The sequence below is a fragment of the Clostridium sp. C2-6-12 genome (assembly GCF_009928485.1).
Lineage (GTDB): Bacteria > Bacillota > Clostridia > Clostridiales > Clostridiaceae > Clostridium.
Genome location: NZ_JAABNP010000005.1, coordinates 103,621 through 121,775 on the forward strand (window position 1 = coordinate 103,621; position 18,155 = coordinate 121,775).

Here is an 18,155-nt window from a genome sequence, read left to right on the forward strand (position 1 = left end):
AAATGTAGCAGCATAAATAAGTGTTGCTGCATTTATTTTTTTGTAGAAGTAGATAATTATTCCATAAGTGAAAAAATTGGATTATAATGGGTTATATAGTCTGATAGGTAATTATAAGATTTTATTCTTATAATGTGAACTTAGATAATCGCTAATGTACAGAAATTTTGTAAGATATCAAAAAAGTAAATAAAAAGAAATGTTAAATAACTTATATGATGTTAATGATCGATTATATCAATGGAATTGAATGGAGGGTAAAGCGCAGAATTATGGGAACAAATTCAGAAAATGAATCTGTAAATAAACTCGGTAAAAACATTAAGCACTTGAGAAGTATTCATGGTGAAACTCTGAAGGAATTGGGAGAAGTTGTGCACTTTGGGAATACTACTATAAAAAATTATGAAAATGGAGAACGTCAGCCTGATCCACAAACATTGCACATGTTAGCAAAACATTATGGAAAAACCGTTGATGAAATACTACGCTCAGATTTGACTGAATTAGGTCCTGTAAAGTTTTTAATTGACGGATCAGAAGATATTGCAAAAATGATGAAGATATTTTTTCCTCTTTCGTGCTCTGATAATGCGCTAAAAAGTCCTGCTTTCAAGAAAGGCTATGATTTATGTAGTCGTATTATAGATGCCTTTTCCAATAATGAGGGTATAAGTGGAAGAATAATTCCTGAATGCTTCGAGGCGTTTGAGCAAGCAACTGATGAGGGGGAAATACCAGAAGCAACAGCTAACAATATATGGCTTGTATTTGTGTTGTGGTCTCAAATAATAGATGAAGAGATGATAAAGGCTACAGAATCATTACTGTATCCACGTAGAAATACACCTCCATTTGTTAAGTTATATTTGAATGCAAAAGCAAATGAAAGTGAAGAAACAAAAAAGAAACGTCAAGATTTTATTAATGACTTTGATGATATTATAGTTGAATTAATTAAGGATCTGAAATCATCTCTGAATTTGGCTGAGCTTGCAGATTACTATCTGGCATTGCGATATGTAGTTTCTATGATAGATACTGGGTTAAGCTCAGAAATGAACACCGCAGTCGGCATGCAGATGATGTTATCTTTTTTGCAGTTAGGAAATCCTTATGCTTTGCGTTTTGTCGAAATGTCTGTAAACTCTTGAGAACGAATAATAATTTTAAGTATTCTTAAATAGGATTTGGCTAAATTGCCTTGGGTCTGATATGAGCTTCACATATTGTGAAAGTAAGCTTCCTGAGATTAGTGTAAGATATTATTGTAAGTAGATGATAATTATCATCAAGGATAGCATTGTAGCGATACGACAATTTGAAAGGAGATAGAAATGGAACAGACATTCAACTTGGATATGAAGATGACCCGGGATATAGAAAAAAAGAAAACATTTTTTGGTTTTGTAAAGGAGCATAAGAAAATAATTGCAATTGGAGCTATAACAACATGTGCTGTGGTTGTGGGTATAGTTATCGTCAAAAACAGAACAGCGACCAATGTTCTAAATATTGAAGAAGTCGCGTCTAAGGGATTAAAAACACATGTTGATGTAATTTCCGTAGATTCAGGAGTTGTTGAGGCGTGCCATGAATCGAATCTGCCCAGCAATAAACTCATCAATGTGAACAAGCATTTGCGAAATCTTCCTAATGGGTGTAAGGCATCGCAAAGCAAGATTGAGTTGGCAGCACAGTATGGCATCTCCTTAGGAGAACATCAAACATGGGTCAACTCTTATGCAAAGACAGCAGTCTGAATAGAATCAAAAATTTAGACCAAGAGGAAGAAAAATCTATGGGTGAAAGATTTCTTAATGTTAATTGGTGGTGGAATCGTTGCAAGGCATATTTAAATGGTCAGTCAGGGTTTGATGACCATAAATATATTTAGGAATGTACACAATGTGGTAATGATTCGATCATCATTAAATTACTGCTATTAAGTAGATCCGTTCAAGTTATAGGTTTCAGCACGCTTCAAAGTGAAATAATGGTAACACTAAGTAAATCTAAAAAAAGCTTATTTCTTAATATATACAAGAATATATAGTGCATGTTAGGAAGGAAAGTTGTAAATAAAAGCAACCATAGAGTTTTTTAAAGAAATTATAAGGAGGATAATAAAAATGAAAATAAAAAAACTGGCGATAATTAGCCTTTGTGTGGCTCTACTCATAACAATATTTACTGGGTGTAGTTCGGGCAATGGTGGTAAAAACACAGAAAAGCAAATACTTGACTTGATGGGTGAATGGAAACAAGAAAATAGTAAATCTGATAAGTCCTATCAAGCTGCAACAATAAGCGGGGATACGATTACAATTTATTGGATAAGTGATAACGGAGACACAAAATCACTTTATTGGGCTGGTTCTTTTGTCGCTCCAACAACTGCTGACGAACCTTATTCATGGACTTCGAAAAATGACCATAGTAAAACTGAGAGTGCTTTGCTCGCTTCGAGTGATGATACTAAAACTATGAAATACGAAAATGGTGTATTAAGCTATGAAGCTTCGGCTATGGGCACGACTACAACGGTTAAACTCAAAAAGCAACAATAATGACAATAAGAAGAGCTGAGGGCTTTCGTGCATAACCTCACCAAATAAGCATAATGAAACAGTTAAATTCCAATTTGCATGATTAAACAAAAAGAGAATAATGTAGGTTTTATTAATGTAAATAATCGCAATTGTAAATTATTGCAAATCATGAGCTAGTAGATAGATAAATAGGAATATTCCATGGAACAAAATTATAAAAGAAAGGAGAAAAACTTATGTGGACGGAGTACGATAATCAAGGTTTTGCAAACGAGGAGGATTACTTAAGATCACTAAAAAAAGATGACAGCTATGATTTTTCCTATTCTTTTGAGTATATTGCTAAGAATTATGGAAATGACAACTACGATATAGAAACAACTAACATGGAGGTAAGTGTTAATTGGAGTGATGCACAATTAGGATATGTTATTTCATTCAACATTCCTGAAATGTATAAAATTGACGCATCTCAAGGAAATGGTTCTGAAATGGAATTTTATGAGAATGATGTTTATTGGCGGTTAAAATTAGATCTTGAAAGTATTGGTATCGGCGCAGAAGCTATAGTAATTTAAGTAATTTCAACTTTATATAATAGATGGTTCCAGTTGCAAAAAAGTGGAGAATGCCGATTGATATTATCCAAGCATATGTAAATTCCAATTTCGTAGAGTAAGTTATAAATGCTATCAATTGCTATTGATACGATAAATTATTATAAATAGAATGCAAATAAACATTATTCATACAACTAGGATTTAATATATCAGAATAAGTAAGTAATATGTTCAAGCCTAAATACATATATACTATGGCATTCTTCAAATGTATTATTTAGCTTTGTAATATGATTACTTAATAGATAAGAGCGAGTTTTAGATTTAGAAAATATTGAAGGAAGTTAATGTTTTCTGCTACAACTTAGCTTTAAATTCTCTTCTAATCTCAAAGGCCAGCTAAGTGACTCCAAGTCAAAGGAAGTAATAGACAAGCTTATCATTATTCCTGCAATAATTATTTAAAAGTATGTTGATATTGTATAGGTCCTGTTGCAGGTTATTTCATTAAAGCTAGCCTATTACCTTGATTTTAACTCGCTTATGCTCAAACAAAGGAAAAGAAGTACAAGCTAAAGAAAGACCTTTAAGCATTTTTATAAGCTCTATTCATGTGGTATAGATTGCTTGAAAGTATTGTCTTATAGCTTGCACTTCTTATTATTTTTATGGTCTGCGGCAGCAAGGAATAAATTTATTAAGGAGCACAGAGTGCTCCTTTGTGGCTGCGCCACTTCATAGTTTTTTGTTATGCTTATACGTAAGTAATTATTAATATATACATATAGTTAATTATAAGGACTTATTCATATATATACATCTGTTACTGCTACATATGTGTTTTTTAAAGGACAAGTTATTTTATTGAATAATTATCTAGGCGCTTAATCCACCACCCAAAAAAGGACAGGTCATACAGCAAGAAATTCTAGAGACTTAGATGAATTTTCCGGCAAGCTCCAACTTCATCTAAGCCAAGAATTTCTAAGCATTAGACTAGTCCTTTGTTTGGGTACCCGGTGGAGCGCAAGAAGGCAAGTACACTTCGCTAGAATAACCCGTTGTCCCGTAAATGTTACAAGCCCACAAGGGGCTTGCACACTTCGGGAAACGTTATTTAGCTAAATGTACATGCCTTCTTTGTGGTATTAGAGTTTTATGTTACAGATTATAGAAATAGTGTTAATAGGGTATTGGTATATGGTGATAATGAAGATAATGCTGCATATGTAGATAAGATTAATTAGGTGAATTCATAGAGGGTGAGGAGAGTTAATGTTTTTCTTTTCAAAGAGGATTCCTTTAAATTTACTTCTAAATTCTAACTCCAGAAAGAGTCAATACGTAATACCCAGAAGCGCTGCTTCTGGTATTACATTGACACTTTTTTCAGATGTTGTTTTTATTGTGGTGATAGGATTAAAGGCTGCGCCTTAAATCCTATGCAATAATAAAATGGTATAAATATAAGGTGTTATTCTAAAGATTATGGAGAGGTCTTATTTGGTTCATTACATGATTTAAAGAGAAGTGATGCATATGCATAAGGAAAGGGCGCCTTGGATTTGCCCTCACAAGTATATAAGAAAGTTTATTGGAAGGTGAGGGCAGGTCCACAATGTACATGCTTACCTGCTAGTCCTTTTTAGTAATGGCGTTATTTCCGCTTAAGAAATCCAATCACTAAAAATAATAGAAATAAGTATTAAAGAGGAAATTATTTTTAGTGACTCGTTTTCTTGCACTTTAATAACACTCATTACTAATAAGGACAGGCAAAAAAGTAAGTACATTGACGGCGCCCTGTAAAATAAAAGTAATATAATACTAGGAACAATAATTCATAGTCTGTAGAGAATTGACGTAATGATTATATTGAATTATTGGCATTCTTTATTGCAAGAATAGAGGTTTATCTGATGTCTAGCCGCTGTAACACTCCTACTTCTTTAAGTGGGAGATAACAGCGGCACGACCCTAGACGAGGTACCCCTTGAGGGTATGAGTTCAACTAAGATTCAGATGGGGATCAAACCCCACCTGAATCAAGTTTCACTTGATAGGGGAAGTTTTCGACCAATATAATTATAGATATGCTATAATTAAAGTAGAATACAAAAAGAAGGAGATGTCTAGTTATGCTATGGAATGAAGTAAGAAAAACATATCCTAATAAATGGATTGTATTTGATAGTTTAAAACAACATGAAGAAGATAATAAATTGATCATTGAAGATGTAGCAATAATAGAAGTTTTCGATGACATCAATGATGCTTTTAAGTGTTACCGTACACTCCATAGAAAAGATAAAACACGTGAATTAAGTTTTGGTAATACAAAAGATGAATTGTTAATTTATGAAAATGAGAGGATTGGATTAATTAGATGATTAAATTAAGATATCAAAATTATCTACTGTTCTGTTCGCTAAATCTAAAAATTAATAGCCAAAACTTGCATTTGGAAAATGTTTTGATAGATACTGGTTCTGCTACTACATTAATTAATGCTGATTATATTTTATTAGACGGAAGTGAAAAAATAAAAAATGCTCAAGGAATAGGTGGCTGCGAAAGAATTCTTGTTAAGAATTTTGAAACATTAAAATTAAATGATATTGAGCTTGAAAATGTTTCTGTATCAATAGGCGATATGGATTACGGAATAGATATTGATTTACTTATAGGTTTAGATATGTTAAAAATACTTAACGCTAATATAAATATTAAGAATATGACATTAGAACTAAATTGTTAGATGTTTATAATGATTTACACAATTCTGTTACAGGGTGCATATAAATAAAGAAAATTATATTCTGTCATATTATTGTCACAAATCTCAAGTATTATATAAATATATAGTAGTTAAAACATTATTTACCCCTTATTAAATAAATATTAACCAGTATTGAGAATGATCTATTACACCCTAGTAGATTATTCTTTTTTATTTATAGAGCTAGATAATTTATGGTATATATAAGTACCAAAAAGGAAATTTTAAACAAGCTCTATTAATAAAGAAAATTTTAATAAATTAGGTAATATAGAATAAAGAGCTGTCTGTATTTCAGATTTAAATAATAGAGCTTTTTTAAAATAATGTTTTTTGGGAGAGCAATTATACCAATAGAAACTAAATATTGTAAAGGGGATTGCGAGCTCTCACCCCTGTACAATATTTAGTTTCTATGGAACTTAAGTATTTGCCCAAAAAACAACAGAAGCTTGTCCTATAATTTTGGAAGTTAATTCTGTAGTTTGTGGAGATATTAAAAGAAATAGAATAATTCTGGAGAGGACCTCTCCAGGATTATTTTATTTCAAGTTCAAGTTGTATTGGTCTTGTATCAAGGTAATGTTTATATTCTATTTTATAGTATAGGATTAATTTTCTTCTTCCCTCATAAGGTAATGTATTTACAAGTGAATCAAATTGAGCTTTTGATATAAAGCTTTTTTCTTTTATAAGCCATGTTGTAAATGTCATTCAAACAAATCCTTTCGTGTATGTATTTTCATATATGAGTTAGGGAAAGCATATGCTGCTAATCCCATTCAGTCTGTAGGCAATTTAAAAAATACTGATATTTTTCGTGATAATATAAGTCAGTTTTCTTAGATTCTTCTTTTGATAAGATAGAAAGCCATGATTTATAGTGACCAAATGAATTAAATGATTCCTTAGTAGTGAGCCATTTTGTAAATGTGAAAATTCTCATGTTTTTCTCAAATCCTCTCTTAACCTTATACTATTATTATTGTCATAAATACGAACAAATATTCGTTGCAACTTGTACTTATTTGTATAATTTTTAAAGCAATTTAAGTATAAGAATTTTAATTATAGGCTAGACTATTTGAAAGGAAAGGAGTGGGAGAACATTGGAACATAAAAAGAAAATTAAAAAAGTAAAACCGCCTACAAAACAGCTTCATGTTGAATGCGAAATTAAGTTATATGAAGAGTTTGAAGCATATTGCCATAGGAATGGAAAAGATGTTAGTAAAGCAATAAGAGGGTATATGAAATTATGTATTGGAGAATAAAATATAAAAATGAAAGTGCCTAAAAAGGTGCTTTTTTTGTACATAAATAATGTCTAAAATTTCTGTAAGTGGGCATAATAAAAATATGGGAGGAGAGGAACTAAAAAGCAAAGGTGGCTTCAAAATGGATAAGAGAAAATATGAGTCAAAAACATTAATGGCAGAGTACAGATACTTAAGTGAACATGAAAATTTTAGATTTTCAGAAACAGCCTATAGATTAAAAGATGGTTCAATAATTATTGAATTTGATGGTGCTTGTTTAAGTCTTTATGGATTAAAATTAAGTTTCAAAAAGAACATAGGAAGAAAAGGGATTTATAGTATTGATGATAAAGAATATAAGTTCTGGAAGGCAGTTAGAAGTGATATTGAGAATGGTCATTTTGTAGATTGGGAAGAAGAACGTAATAATCAATATGAGGAAATATGGCAGGAGCAATATAACAAGCAGATAAGCATAGAACATGAAAATATACTAGAAAAAGTATCAGGTGATGAGTTGCCCTTTTAAGTACATAGGGGGAACAATCCCCCACAAATAAATATTAGAATATAGATAAGAACAGGTGCAGCATTAATAAGGTAGACAAGCTTCACGATGATAAGTACCAGTAACATCGCATGAAGATAAACAGGACAAGCTATTCATCTATCAATACATACAATACTAATGATAGCATGTCTTATTAAGCAGTATACTATCACATAGATTTTTCATAATGACCATACATATTTATTTGAAATTATTGTCAAGATCAAAAGCGAAGCGTGTCTTGATAATGATTTTAAATAAATATACCCTAACTTATGAAAAAATACAGTTAATACCTTATCTATAGTTTCAATAGGGGGCGTTCTTGTACTAGCTTTTCTGCCTGTCATTTTTAGGAATGAGTGTTATTGAAGCAAAAATAAACCGAATAATTAAAAATAATTTCACTCACGAATAAGATTTGATTATTTTTAGTTATTGGATTTATTTGAGCGTAAATAACGCCATTTCTAAAAAGGATTAGCAGGCAAGCCAGTACAAGATGGAACTGCCGTCACTCTTCAAATACTTAATTCTACATTAGTGATGGCAAGTCCAAGCTCCCAAAATCCATTACCAGCTTGTCTGGCCCACTTTATTTAGTTTTACCATCTCCTCATACATAGAACCCCAATATATCATGCACTACAAATAATACCAATACTATAGTTTAAAATAAATGCGCCCCACCGGGAACCCAAATAAAGGACTAGTCTAATGCATGGAGATACTTAGTTTATAAAAGGCTCCGATTTTTGAGGAGACTTTTATAAGCTTTAGTATCTAATGCTGATGACATGTCCTTTTTTGGGTGGTGGTTAAGGCGCCCAAATAACTATCTAATAAAGAAACTTGTCCTTTAGAAAATACGTATATAGTAATACTAACTGTAAATAGTTTAAGAGTAATAAAGGCATTTAATTATAAGATTATATAACTATAGATACTATCAGATAATAATTATGTAGATTTATATATAAGAGTAATACTTAGAGTGGCGTAGCCACAAGGAGCACTAGTGCTCCTATATATTTATTCCTTGCTGCCGCAGGCTACAAGAATTAATGAGAAGTTCAAGATATATAGGTTTTATAACGATTTAGAATATACCATCATAACATCCAGGCCCTCCAATAGAGTAATCTATAAACTAGCTTGAACTTCTCTTCCTTAGGAGCAAAGCGACGTTATTGGATTATAAAAGATGGACTGAATGAAGCTATAGCTAGATTAAAAGATACATTATAACTATAAATAGTTTTATTCTGTCCATCTTAACTCCTTATATTTTAGCGTGTATTAACCATAAAAATATATACGTATAAACAAAATATAAAATTTTAAAAGTAATTTGCAAATAAAATATAAATAATTATTGACATATAAACTCAATATATGATAATATATATTATATAATGATAATATTATAATTATATTGACAACTCTATAGTAATGATGTATTATACTCATAAGTAAGATATCTTTATGCTTGCTTATGAGTTTATTTGTATTTAAACACAAATAGATTACACTTAGAATGAGGAGGTAACTATAATGAGAATGGTTAAAAAGAGAAAAAATCCAAAAGTGAATTTAACTATAAAAGCTATGCTTGCAATTGCGATTATAATGATTTTAATTAAGCTAGGACTTCATTTTGAAGTAAACAGTACAGTCACATTTGGATTCAATAATGTGATTAAAAAATAATATATTTTTCATGAAATTAGAAATATAAAATTTTCATGGAGAAAGTATATTGTGTATTGGAGCCTACATATATGATAATAGTTATTAATATAATAAAGTAAAAACTTTTTAATCATATATGTATGCCCAATATTAAAAATCAATTACGATGTAATTATTAAATGAAATTCTAATAGTAGTAAAAGATAAATTATAAATAATTAAATACATTAGATGATAATTACATGGTAGATATACTTTTTGCTAAAGATTTTATATAAGAATAAAATATATGTTGATACAGTAGGAGATTGAAAAGGCGATAAACATTAAGAATCAATGTTTATCGCCTTTTTACTCAAGCTACTTTATGAGAATCATCACTAGAACTCTCTGTATCAATAGCTACTCCAAGTTTAGCTGATATTATGGTATTTAACTTATTAATTGATGAAGATAGGTTAGCAATTTGTTTTTCTAAGCGTATTAGCAGATATGCTGCTACAGCAATAGCAAAGCCATTGTTAACAATAAGATTAATTAAATCTGTTACATCCATAATCACATCACCTCCTACAAAGGATATATGAAATAAAGCATATTAGTTCATGTTAGAAAATAAATAATTATCTGAAATTAAAATAGATAAAATAAATTAAATTATTGAGTGCCGCCTTCATTTACAATATGGTTATAATAATAATCTATAGCAATATCAACTATGGTACTGACACATACATTAATATCTGGATGAATGCTTTTTAATTCATTTATTTTTCTTATGGTAGAACTTCTAAGGGTATAGCTTCTTTTAATACTTGGAGCCTCACCATCAATAGCAGGAGCAGCACCATTAGGAAGAGGAGTTCTTCTATTATCAAACAGTTCTTTAGTAGCGCTTAAAGTATTTTTTCCTTCTATGGAGTTAGTTATATTATTTTCAAAATTGCTGTTAATAGTTGAAGCAGTATTAGTTTTAAGATCTTCTTGAATAGCAGTATTATTAGATTTACAATCAGAATTAGTTTGAATAATATTAATATCAGAATCATCATCAAAAGAAAAGGAAGATATGCAGTCACCAGATATAGGAGCTTCGTTAGTAAATCCACATACTTCACCTTCATCATATTCAAAATCATTTTTAGGAACTTTTGCAGCTCTTTTTCTGGCCATAAATTATATACCCTCCTTGTAATTATTAGAAGTATTTTTTTGTATTCTCTTAGAAGATATATGGCTATTTATTAGAGATTCTAAAATTCTAAAGAATTTAGGAATATATATTTTTTAGAATTTTAGAATAAAAGAATTTAAGAATATAAGAATTTGCTTGTAAAATGCGGGTTAAGCGATTAGACATACAAATTTAATCATAATTTTAATGTTGTGTTACAGTATAAAACATATATCCATAATAGCAGCTGCTAAATTTTTAGATCTGCAAATAAATTATTGGAGTGTGTTGTAAAAATGATTAGAGATGAAATTAAGATTGGTTCAGAAGTAGGGGAGGTTTTTGATAAAAAGCAAATAGCATTGGCAATTAGAAATTCTACATTTAATGATGATTTAAAATGCTCTTTGATAGAGGATGGGATATTAGATAAATGCCAAGGCTGCAGCCTTAGATATATCTGTGATGGAATAGATCAAGTGGTTGATAATTATGTGGACAAAACTACTGAGGTTGTGAATAATTTTAATTTTGAGTAGGCAAATGAAATATTGATATTATTATAATAAAGAGTAACAGCTCTAGGGTTCAAATTGACCTTGGAGCTGTTACTCTTTATGTTTAATAATACAATGAAATATTATTTAGGATTTTCATTAAAATAGTTTTCTTTTTTAGAATAGCAGTAGAGTAGCACATATTTTTTATATAAGCATATTCCTTTATAGTGTAATTTCTATAGAATACAAAATCTATAAGTTCTTTTTCCTCTTCAGTTAAATTCTTAAGGGTTAATTTTAAATCTTCATAGTCACACATTTCACATAATGAAGTTTCAGTTGAGATTTCAAGTTCAGGAAAATCATTTTCAACATCATCATGTAAGCTTAATGCATCATTACCTTCAGTAGACCTTCTGGTTTTAATTCTTTTAATTAAATCATTCATATTATTTTTAATAGCATTGGTAGCATAGGCAACGAATCTATGCTTTTCTAAATTGTACATGGAAACAGATTTAAAAAGAGATTGGTAACATTCCTGAATAATATCATGGGCATTGTATCCATCAATGAAAGTTCTTTTAGAAATATTATAAATTAATGGCCTAAATTCTTCAGATAATTTTTCTTTTGCGTCTTCATCATTATTTTTACATCTGGTAACTAAAGCTTCAATATAATTAAAATCCATATAAACCTCCTTCTTCAATCAAGAGTCATGAATTAAAGTTATTAATTTACATATATTGTGTTTGTTGTTGAATTTATCTCTATATATAGTATATATGGCTGAAATACATATAACTTATATGAAAAAGTAAAAAAATTAAAGATTATAAGGGAGATGTGTAAAATGAGTAATTTTATTATTGCTGTAGGTCATACTGCTAGTGGAAATGTTGGATGTGGAGTTGTTACTAGACTTGATGAGAGCAATTGCAATCGTCAGATTGGAGCTTTAGTTGCAGAGTATTTGCAAGAGAAAGGGCATGGGGTTAATTTACTTAGGGTGGATGAAAGTAATACTTATAACTGTCAGGATTGCTATACTAGAGCAAATGAAGCTAATGAGATAGCTAAAACAACAAATATTGAACTGTATGTTGAAATTCATATTAATGCAGGGGGAGGAAGTGGTCCAGAAGTATGTGTTACTGGAATGTCAGAAGTTGCAAATCAATATGCAGATAAAATATGTAATGTATTAGCAGGTGCTTTAAATTTACCTAATAGAGGAGTAAAGACAAGAAACCTTATTGTACTTAATAAAACTGTTATGCCTGCAATTTTGGTTGAATGTTTATTTGCTGATAGCGCTGATGCAGATAAATACAATGCAGAAGTTATTGCAAGAGCTGTTGTAAGTGGGTTAGTTGGAGCTGATGATTCTAGTGATGAGGAATGGAAAAATGGTTGGAATCGAAATGGCGTTGGATGGTGGTATTGTCTAAGTGTAGAAAATAAAAGCTACTATACATCAAAAGATAGTTGGCAGGAAATAAAGGGGGAGTGGTATATATTTGATAGCAATGGATATGCTTTGAAAAGTGCTTGGTATTACGATGAAAATTACAAGGCTTGGTACTACTTAGATGAAAGCTGCAAGATGGCGAGAGGCAGTAAGGATAAACCTTTGTGGAAGTGGATTGATGGTGGGTGTTACGCTTTTGGAGAGGATGGGAAGATGTATTGTGATTGTGTAATACCTGATGGATATCGGGTTGATGGGAGTGGGGCTTGGATCAAGTAAATATGTTTTAATTATAACTGCATTAGATCATATAGATAGATTAAGAAGGTGGTAAACAAAAGAGATTTTATGTTTACTACCTTTCATTTTTGTTTAAAAGTAAATGTTGTTATTAATTGTATCAAAAGATGTATAGTAGCTAATAATGAAAATACTAAGTTTTTTATTTCAATTTATCATCAACTCCAGAGGATGATCAGAAGAAGTTTGGTGGTTAGTTTGTAGTAACAACGAAGATGTTGGAAATGTAATATTAAATTAATTATAAGAGAATTAATAGAAAGTAAAGGACATAAGGTATGGAAGTCATTTACATGTTATTTTTATATAAAAAATCATATAATTAATTACGAAATATAAGATTAAATAAGAATGTTAATAAAATATTATTTGAGCAATAAACAACAAAATATAAATGAAGTTGAAACAATAGTAATTTAAAGATATTTTATATGAAAATATCTTATTATGTATCAATATATGGTAAAATATAGTTTAAGGAAGTGAAATTAGTGGAACAAAATAAGGAATATAGTGCGAAGCTAACTGGAGAATCTTTTTTATTATGTGAATTCAAAATAGTAGCAAAGTTAAAAAGAGAAGGCTTTTCAGATAAAGATATAAGAAAAATGATTTTAGAAGAAAATTTATTTCAATATAAATTTAAATCGAGCATAACTAGAAGATTAACGCCATTATTACAACGAGTAAATATATTAGATAACACATTAATTGATATGTTGATTGATGATCCTCTAGGTAATGGAGCTGCAATTAATTTATATGCAATTATGAAGAATGATAGACTTTTTTTTGAATTTATGAATGAAGTTGTAAAAGAAAAGTTACAAAATACTTCTGAAATAATAGAAAAAAAGGATGTAAATATTTATTTTGAACATAAGGCTGAACAAAATGAAACAATAACCAAATGGTCGGATGCAACTATTCAAAAATTGAAGCAAGTGATTAAAAAAATATTAAGTGAAGCGAAAGTTCTTAATTTGAAAACAGGCGAAGTGCATAAATTAATTATGTCACAAGGGTTAAAGGAATATCTAATAAAGAAAGGCGATACAAAATATGTAGTAGCCATGGGAGAAAACTTATAGATTAGGGAGTGACAGCTTTTGAAATTAGATGATAGATTTAAGGAAGTTCGAGAAAAACTTAAAGGTGATAAGTTTCTGAATGGAAGAGGTACTGGAAATGATTTGAGCTTTTATGTTTTTGATTATAATCCTAAAGATGAAATTAAAGTTAGATATTATAAGGATCTAATAATAAAGGATTTTAATAGAGCAGATACCAATTATATAAAAGAGTATGATTTGTATAAAATGTTTATCCAGTTTTTAAAAGAACAGGATATATTTGAGCAAATAATAGATATGGAAAAAACAGATGACAAAGATTATATATTTAGGGCTATAACTTCATTTATTAGTCAAGAAATGTATGTAAATAAGATAAAAGAGGATTTTGATTCATATAAAGTAATATTTATTACTGGAGTAGGTAAAATATATCCATTTATGCGTTCACATAACATTTTAAACAGATTACATTCAGTATTAGGGAAAAAGCCATTAGTTATGTTTTATCCAGGGGAATATACGGGGCAGGATTTAACTTTATTTAATAAATTTATGGATGACAATTATTATAGAGCATTTCCAATAACTGATTAGGTATACAAGAGGGGGATTATACAATGAAAATAGAAAATATGTTTCTAAGAGACATTAAAAGAGATATTGATGGTGTTATAAAAGTAGATTTTACAGATAAAATAGACAATGAGCTTGAAGAATATGTTGTTACGAAAGAAATAGCAAAGCATTTGTCTAAGTTTTACAATAATTATGCTAAGGGAATAGATGGAGATACAACTAAAATGGGCGTATGGATATCAGGTTTCTTTGGAAGTGGTAAATCACATTTTTTAAAGATTTTATCATATCTTTTAGCTAATAAATCTGTAGATGATAAAAAAGCTGTTGATTACTTTAAAAATAAGATAGAAGATACGATGCTACTAGCAGAAATGCAAAGGCTTAGTAGAATAGAAACTGAAACTATATTATTTAATATAGATTCAAAATCACCAGTAGATAATAAGGGGAAAGAAGATGCAATTTTAAAAGTATTCATAAAAGTATTTGATGAGCATAGAGGGTTATGTGATACTATTCCAGGCGTTGCTAATATGGAAAGAATGCTTATAAAAGATGGTATATATGATAAATTTAAGCTTGAATTTGAAAGAATAAGAGGCTTTAAGTGGACAGATCGAAGAAATGGATTTTTCTTAGATAAAAAGTATGTAGCAGAAGCCATAGCAATTTCAATGAATATACCTAATGAAGATGCTCTTGATTACTTAGAAAATTCAGTAGTTAATTATTCAGTTGACATAGAAACATTTGCAAAAGAAGTTAAAGAATATTTAGATACTAAAGGTAATAATTTTCATTTGATATTTTTAGCAGATGAAATTGGACAGTATATTGGTAGTAATGGAAGTTTAATGCTAAATCTTCAAACTATCACTGAGAAATTAAGCAGTGAATGTAGGGGAAAAGCATGGGTTATAGTAACATCACAAGAAAAAATTGATGCTGTATGCACTAATGTAAAAGAAGATGATTTTTCTAAGATACAAGGAAGATTTGATACTAAGTTATCCATGTCTTCAATGAGTGTTGATGAAGTTATAAAAAAGAGAATTTTAGAAAAAACAGAAAATCCTAAAATGTTATTAAGTAATATTTACAGAGAAGAAAGTACAACATTAAAGAACATAATAAGCTTTGATAAAGCAAGAAAGGATTTGTTAAGTTATTCAGATGAGAATGATTTTATTGAAACATATCCATTTGTACCATATCAATTTAAAGTGTTACAAAGTGTATTTGAGCAAGTAAGAAAGCATGGTAACTCCGGTAAGCATTTATCAGAGGGAGAACGTTCAATGTTATCAGCTTTTAAAGAATCAGTTCAGATTTACAGCAATAGTGATGAAGGCGTATTAATACCATTTGATATATTCTATGAAAGCATAGTTGAGTTTTTAAATCCAACAATAACAAGAGTTATTGATAGAGCAGCAACAAAGAATCAAGATTTAAAAGATGATGAATTTAACATAAGAGTATTAAAACTTTTATTTATGCTTAAATACTTAAATGACGAATTACCAGCTAATTTAGAAAATATAACAACATTAATGATTAATAATATAAATGTTGATAAACAAGAGCTAAGATTAAAAGTAGAAAAAGCATTGAAAAAACTTGAAGGACAAACACTTATTCAAAAAAGTGGAGATATATATGTGTTCTTAACTGATGACGAACAAGATGTTAATAGAGAAATTGCATTAGAAAAAGTAGAGGATAGTAAAGTAAGCAAGGAACTTAGTGACTATATATTTAAGCAAATATACGATCAAAAGAAATTTAGATTTATAACTAATAATAAGCTTAAGTATGATAAAGATTATAATAAGAAAATGGATGGAACACCTATAGGAAATAGTATATATGAGTTTGGTGTAAGTATATTATCACCACTTGCAGATAGCTACTTTAAAAGTGATGAAGCGTTAAAAATGGATTCGTATAACAACAAAGAAGTTATTATTAAATTAAAAGATGGTGAGTATACTGGTGAGCTAACTCAAGCTATGAAAATAGAGTCATATATAGACAGAACAAATATAGATAACTTACCAACCAATAAGCAAAAGATCATTGCAGATAAGAAGGATGAAAGAAGGCAGAGAAGAACATCTTGTTTAACAAAATTAGAAAATGCAATAATGGAAGCGGAATTTTATATTTATGGTGAAAAAGTAGATATAAAAGGTACGTCACCAGCAGATAAGATAAAAAATGCATTAAGTAATCTTTGCAAGTTTGTTTATTCAAATATAGATTATATTAAAATTAAAACTGAAACTGTAGATGCTATTATAGATATATTAAAACCAAGTGAAGAGCAGACTGGTTTCAGCACAGTTGAATCTCATAGCAATGAAATAGCAGAAAGAGAAGTTGACGATTTTATAAAACTTACAGAACCTATGGAGCAGGTTAGAGTGAAATCTTTAGTAACTAGATTTACATCACAGCCATATGGTTGGGATCCATTAGATGTTGCTGGTGTTTTAGCTAAGTTATTAGTTGATGAAAAGATTAAGTGCAGGTTAAATGGTGAATTCTTAACTATTGATGAACCAAGAAAAACAGCAGAGGCTTTAACACAAACGTCAAATATAGATAGAGTTATTATAAATAAAAAAGTTAAAATTGATGAGAGAATAATAAATCAAGTTAAAAACATATCAATAGAGATTTTTAAAGAAACTTCAGATAGTAGAAATGAAGATGAAATAGCTAAGGATTTAAGAAAGAGTATAGAAAGAAAGTTAGAGAATATTCAAACTAACTTGCAATTATACACTAACAAAAGATATCCAGGAAAATCATTATTTGAAAAGGGCAAAAAGTTATTTAATGAATCAAAAGAAAATAGAGAAAATATAGCACTATTTAATTGGTTAATTGATAATGAGTTTGAGCTTTTAGAATGGTCTCAAGATATAGTATTACCTATAGATTTCTTTGAAAATCAGAGAGACATATTTGATAAGGGATTATTAATTTCAGAAAAGTGTGATAATAACAAGGACTATTTAACAGAGGATATACTAAGTAATTTAGAGAAGCTAAATAAAATATTAAATAATCCAATTCCTTACACAGATATAAGAAAGATAATATCATTTGTAGATGAAATTGAAATAAAGTTAGATGAAAAACTTGAAGAGAAGAGAGAGGAAGCCATAAAGTTAGTAAATGCTGATTACGAATTTTTAAAGCTCCAATCAAATCAATATGGGGTTTCATATAGTACTAAGGATAGATTAATAAGTGAATATGATTTATTAATATCGGAAGTAAGAGAACAAAAAGATATTTATAGAATTGATGCTAAAATAACTCAAAGCAGTAGAAAAAGAGAAAACTTTGAAGAGATAATAGCTAAAGACATTAAAGAAACAGAGGAAAAAGATAAAAAGTTACAAGCTAAACCTTTAAATAATAATAATAATACAGGTACTGCTACTACTAAAGTACCAGTTGAGAAACCTAAGAAAGTAATTGAAAAAGTTAAAGTATCAAGTTTGATAAATGTAAAATCTATTAAAACCGAGCAAGAAGTTGATGTTTATATAAGAGAATTAGCAATGCAGCTTAAAAAGATTATAAGAAGTAATAAAGAAATTGAAATAGAAGATTAAAAAATTATAGGAGAGGAGAGTATCCTCT

General features: G+C 29.4%; 19 protein-coding genes. 14 read left to right on the forward strand and 5 right to left on the reverse strand.

Annotated elements, in window-relative coordinates; translation table 11 throughout:
* Window positions 1–272: 272 nt before the first annotated feature.
* From GXK56_RS06110 to GXK56_RS06135, 6 genes are all read left to right on the forward strand, one after another.
* Window positions 273–1,154: a helix-turn-helix transcriptional regulator gene (locus tag GXK56_RS06110; RefSeq protein ID WP_160686235.1), complete on the forward strand. Its 882-nt coding sequence runs from the start codon at window positions 273–275 to the stop codon at window positions 1,152–1,154.
* Window positions 1,155–1,337: 183 nt separating this feature from the next.
* Complete coding sequence (locus GXK56_RS06115; RefSeq protein ID WP_160686237.1) at window positions 1,338–1,763, forward strand: hypothetical protein; 426 nt, start codon at window positions 1,338–1,340, stop codon at window positions 1,761–1,763.
* Window positions 1,764–2,132: 369 nt separating this feature from the next.
* On the forward strand, window positions 2,133–2,570 hold the full coding sequence (locus tag GXK56_RS06120; RefSeq protein WP_160686239.1) for a hypothetical protein: 438 nt from the start codon (window positions 2,133–2,135) through the stop codon (window positions 2,568–2,570).
* 218 nt (window positions 2,571–2,788) lie between these two features.
* Window positions 2,789–3,130 carry a hypothetical protein gene (locus GXK56_RS06125; RefSeq protein WP_160686241.1) on the forward strand — a complete coding sequence of 114 codons (342 nt, stop codon included), beginning with the start codon at window positions 2,789–2,791 and terminating at the stop codon, window positions 3,128–3,130.
* 2,120 nt (window positions 3,131–5,250) lie between these two features.
* Window positions 5,251–5,502, forward strand: coding sequence for a hypothetical protein (locus GXK56_RS06130; RefSeq protein WP_160686243.1), 252 nt, complete (start codon window positions 5,251–5,253; stop codon window positions 5,500–5,502).
* The gene (locus GXK56_RS06135) at window positions 5,499–5,870 is read left to right on the forward strand and encodes a retropepsin-like aspartic protease (RefSeq protein ID WP_160686245.1); all 372 of its coding nucleotides are present in this window, start codon (window positions 5,499–5,501) and stop codon (window positions 5,868–5,870) included. Before GXK56_RS06130 ends, GXK56_RS06135 begins: the two co-directional genes overlap by 4 nt.
* A gap of 558 nt (window positions 5,871–6,428) precedes the next feature.
* Here GXK56_RS06135 and GXK56_RS27695 read toward each other — a convergent pair.
* Window positions 6,429–6,605, reverse strand: a complete 177-nt coding sequence (locus GXK56_RS27695; RefSeq protein ID WP_202127833.1) for a hypothetical protein — start codon at window positions 6,603–6,605, stop codon at window positions 6,429–6,431.
* Between the two features lie 58 nt (window positions 6,606–6,663).
* Complete coding sequence (locus tag GXK56_RS27960) at window positions 6,664–6,837, reverse strand: hypothetical protein (protein ID WP_207710259.1); 174 nt, start codon at window positions 6,835–6,837, stop codon at window positions 6,664–6,666.
* Window positions 6,838–7,000: 163 nt separating this feature from the next.
* On the opposite strand from GXK56_RS27960, the gene GXK56_RS27700 reads away from it, so the two are divergent.
* The 3 genes from GXK56_RS27700 (at window position 7,001) to GXK56_RS06145 (ending at window position 9,410) form a co-directional block, all read left to right on the forward strand.
* Window positions 7,001–7,165 carry a hypothetical protein gene (locus GXK56_RS27700; RefSeq protein WP_202127834.1) on the forward strand — a complete coding sequence of 55 codons (165 nt, stop codon included), beginning with the start codon at window positions 7,001–7,003 and terminating at the stop codon, window positions 7,163–7,165.
* Window positions 7,166–7,289: 124 nt separating this feature from the next.
* A complete protein-coding gene (locus GXK56_RS06140; RefSeq protein WP_160686247.1) occupies window positions 7,290–7,679 on the forward strand; it encodes a hypothetical protein in 390 nt (129 codons plus the stop codon).
* A gap of 1,575 nt (window positions 7,680–9,254) precedes the next feature.
* Window positions 9,255–9,410, forward strand: a complete 156-nt coding sequence (locus GXK56_RS06145) for a hypothetical protein (RefSeq protein ID WP_160686249.1) — start codon at window positions 9,255–9,257, stop codon at window positions 9,408–9,410.
* A 337-nt stretch (window positions 9,411–9,747) separates the two neighbouring features.
* Here GXK56_RS06145 and GXK56_RS06150 read toward each other — a convergent pair whose 3' ends face one another.
* Together GXK56_RS06150 and GXK56_RS06155 are read right to left on the reverse strand one after the other, a co-directional pair.
* On the reverse strand, window positions 9,748–9,948 hold the full coding sequence (locus GXK56_RS06150; RefSeq protein ID WP_160686251.1) for a YvrJ family protein: 201 nt from the start codon (window positions 9,946–9,948) through the stop codon (window positions 9,748–9,750).
* A gap of 101 nt (window positions 9,949–10,049) precedes the next feature.
* Complete coding sequence (locus GXK56_RS06155) at window positions 10,050–10,565, reverse strand: hypothetical protein (RefSeq protein ID WP_160686253.1); 516 nt, start codon at window positions 10,563–10,565, stop codon at window positions 10,050–10,052.
* 297 nt (window positions 10,566–10,862) lie between these two features.
* Here GXK56_RS06155 and GXK56_RS06160 point away from each other — a divergent pair, with 297 nt between their 5' ends.
* On the forward strand, window positions 10,863–11,105 hold the full coding sequence (locus tag GXK56_RS06160) for a hypothetical protein (protein WP_046057897.1): 243 nt from the start codon (window positions 10,863–10,865) through the stop codon (window positions 11,103–11,105).
* Between the two features lie 82 nt (window positions 11,106–11,187).
* On the opposite strand, the gene GXK56_RS06165 is transcribed toward GXK56_RS06160, so the two are convergent.
* The gene (locus GXK56_RS06165; protein ID WP_160686255.1) at window positions 11,188–11,760 is read right to left on the reverse strand and encodes a sigma-70 family RNA polymerase sigma factor; all 573 of its coding nucleotides are present in this window, start codon (window positions 11,758–11,760) and stop codon (window positions 11,188–11,190) included.
* A gap of 162 nt (window positions 11,761–11,922) precedes the next feature.
* Here GXK56_RS06165 and GXK56_RS06170 point away from each other — a divergent pair, with 162 nt between their 5' ends.
* The 4 genes from GXK56_RS06170 (at window position 11,923) to brxC (ending at window position 18,127) form a co-directional block, all read left to right on the forward strand.
* Window positions 11,923–12,819 (forward strand): N-acetylmuramoyl-L-alanine amidase, encoded by an 897-nt coding sequence (locus GXK56_RS06170; RefSeq protein WP_160686257.1) that lies wholly within the window; start codon window positions 11,923–11,925, stop codon window positions 12,817–12,819.
* Between the two features lie 512 nt (window positions 12,820–13,331).
* Window positions 13,332–13,931, forward strand: a complete 600-nt coding sequence (locus GXK56_RS06175; RefSeq protein ID WP_160686259.1) for a DUF1819 family protein — start codon at window positions 13,332–13,334, stop codon at window positions 13,929–13,931.
* A gap of 18 nt (window positions 13,932–13,949) precedes the next feature.
* Window positions 13,950–14,510, forward strand: coding sequence for a DUF1788 domain-containing protein (locus tag GXK56_RS06180; RefSeq protein ID WP_160686261.1), 561 nt, complete (start codon window positions 13,950–13,952; stop codon window positions 14,508–14,510).
* A 23-nt stretch (window positions 14,511–14,533) separates the two neighbouring features.
* The gene (brxC, locus tag GXK56_RS06185) at window positions 14,534–18,127 is read left to right on the forward strand and encodes a BREX system P-loop protein BrxC (RefSeq protein ID WP_160686263.1); all 3,594 of its coding nucleotides are present in this window, start codon (window positions 14,534–14,536) and stop codon (window positions 18,125–18,127) included.
* Window positions 18,128–18,155: the final 28 nt, after the last annotated feature.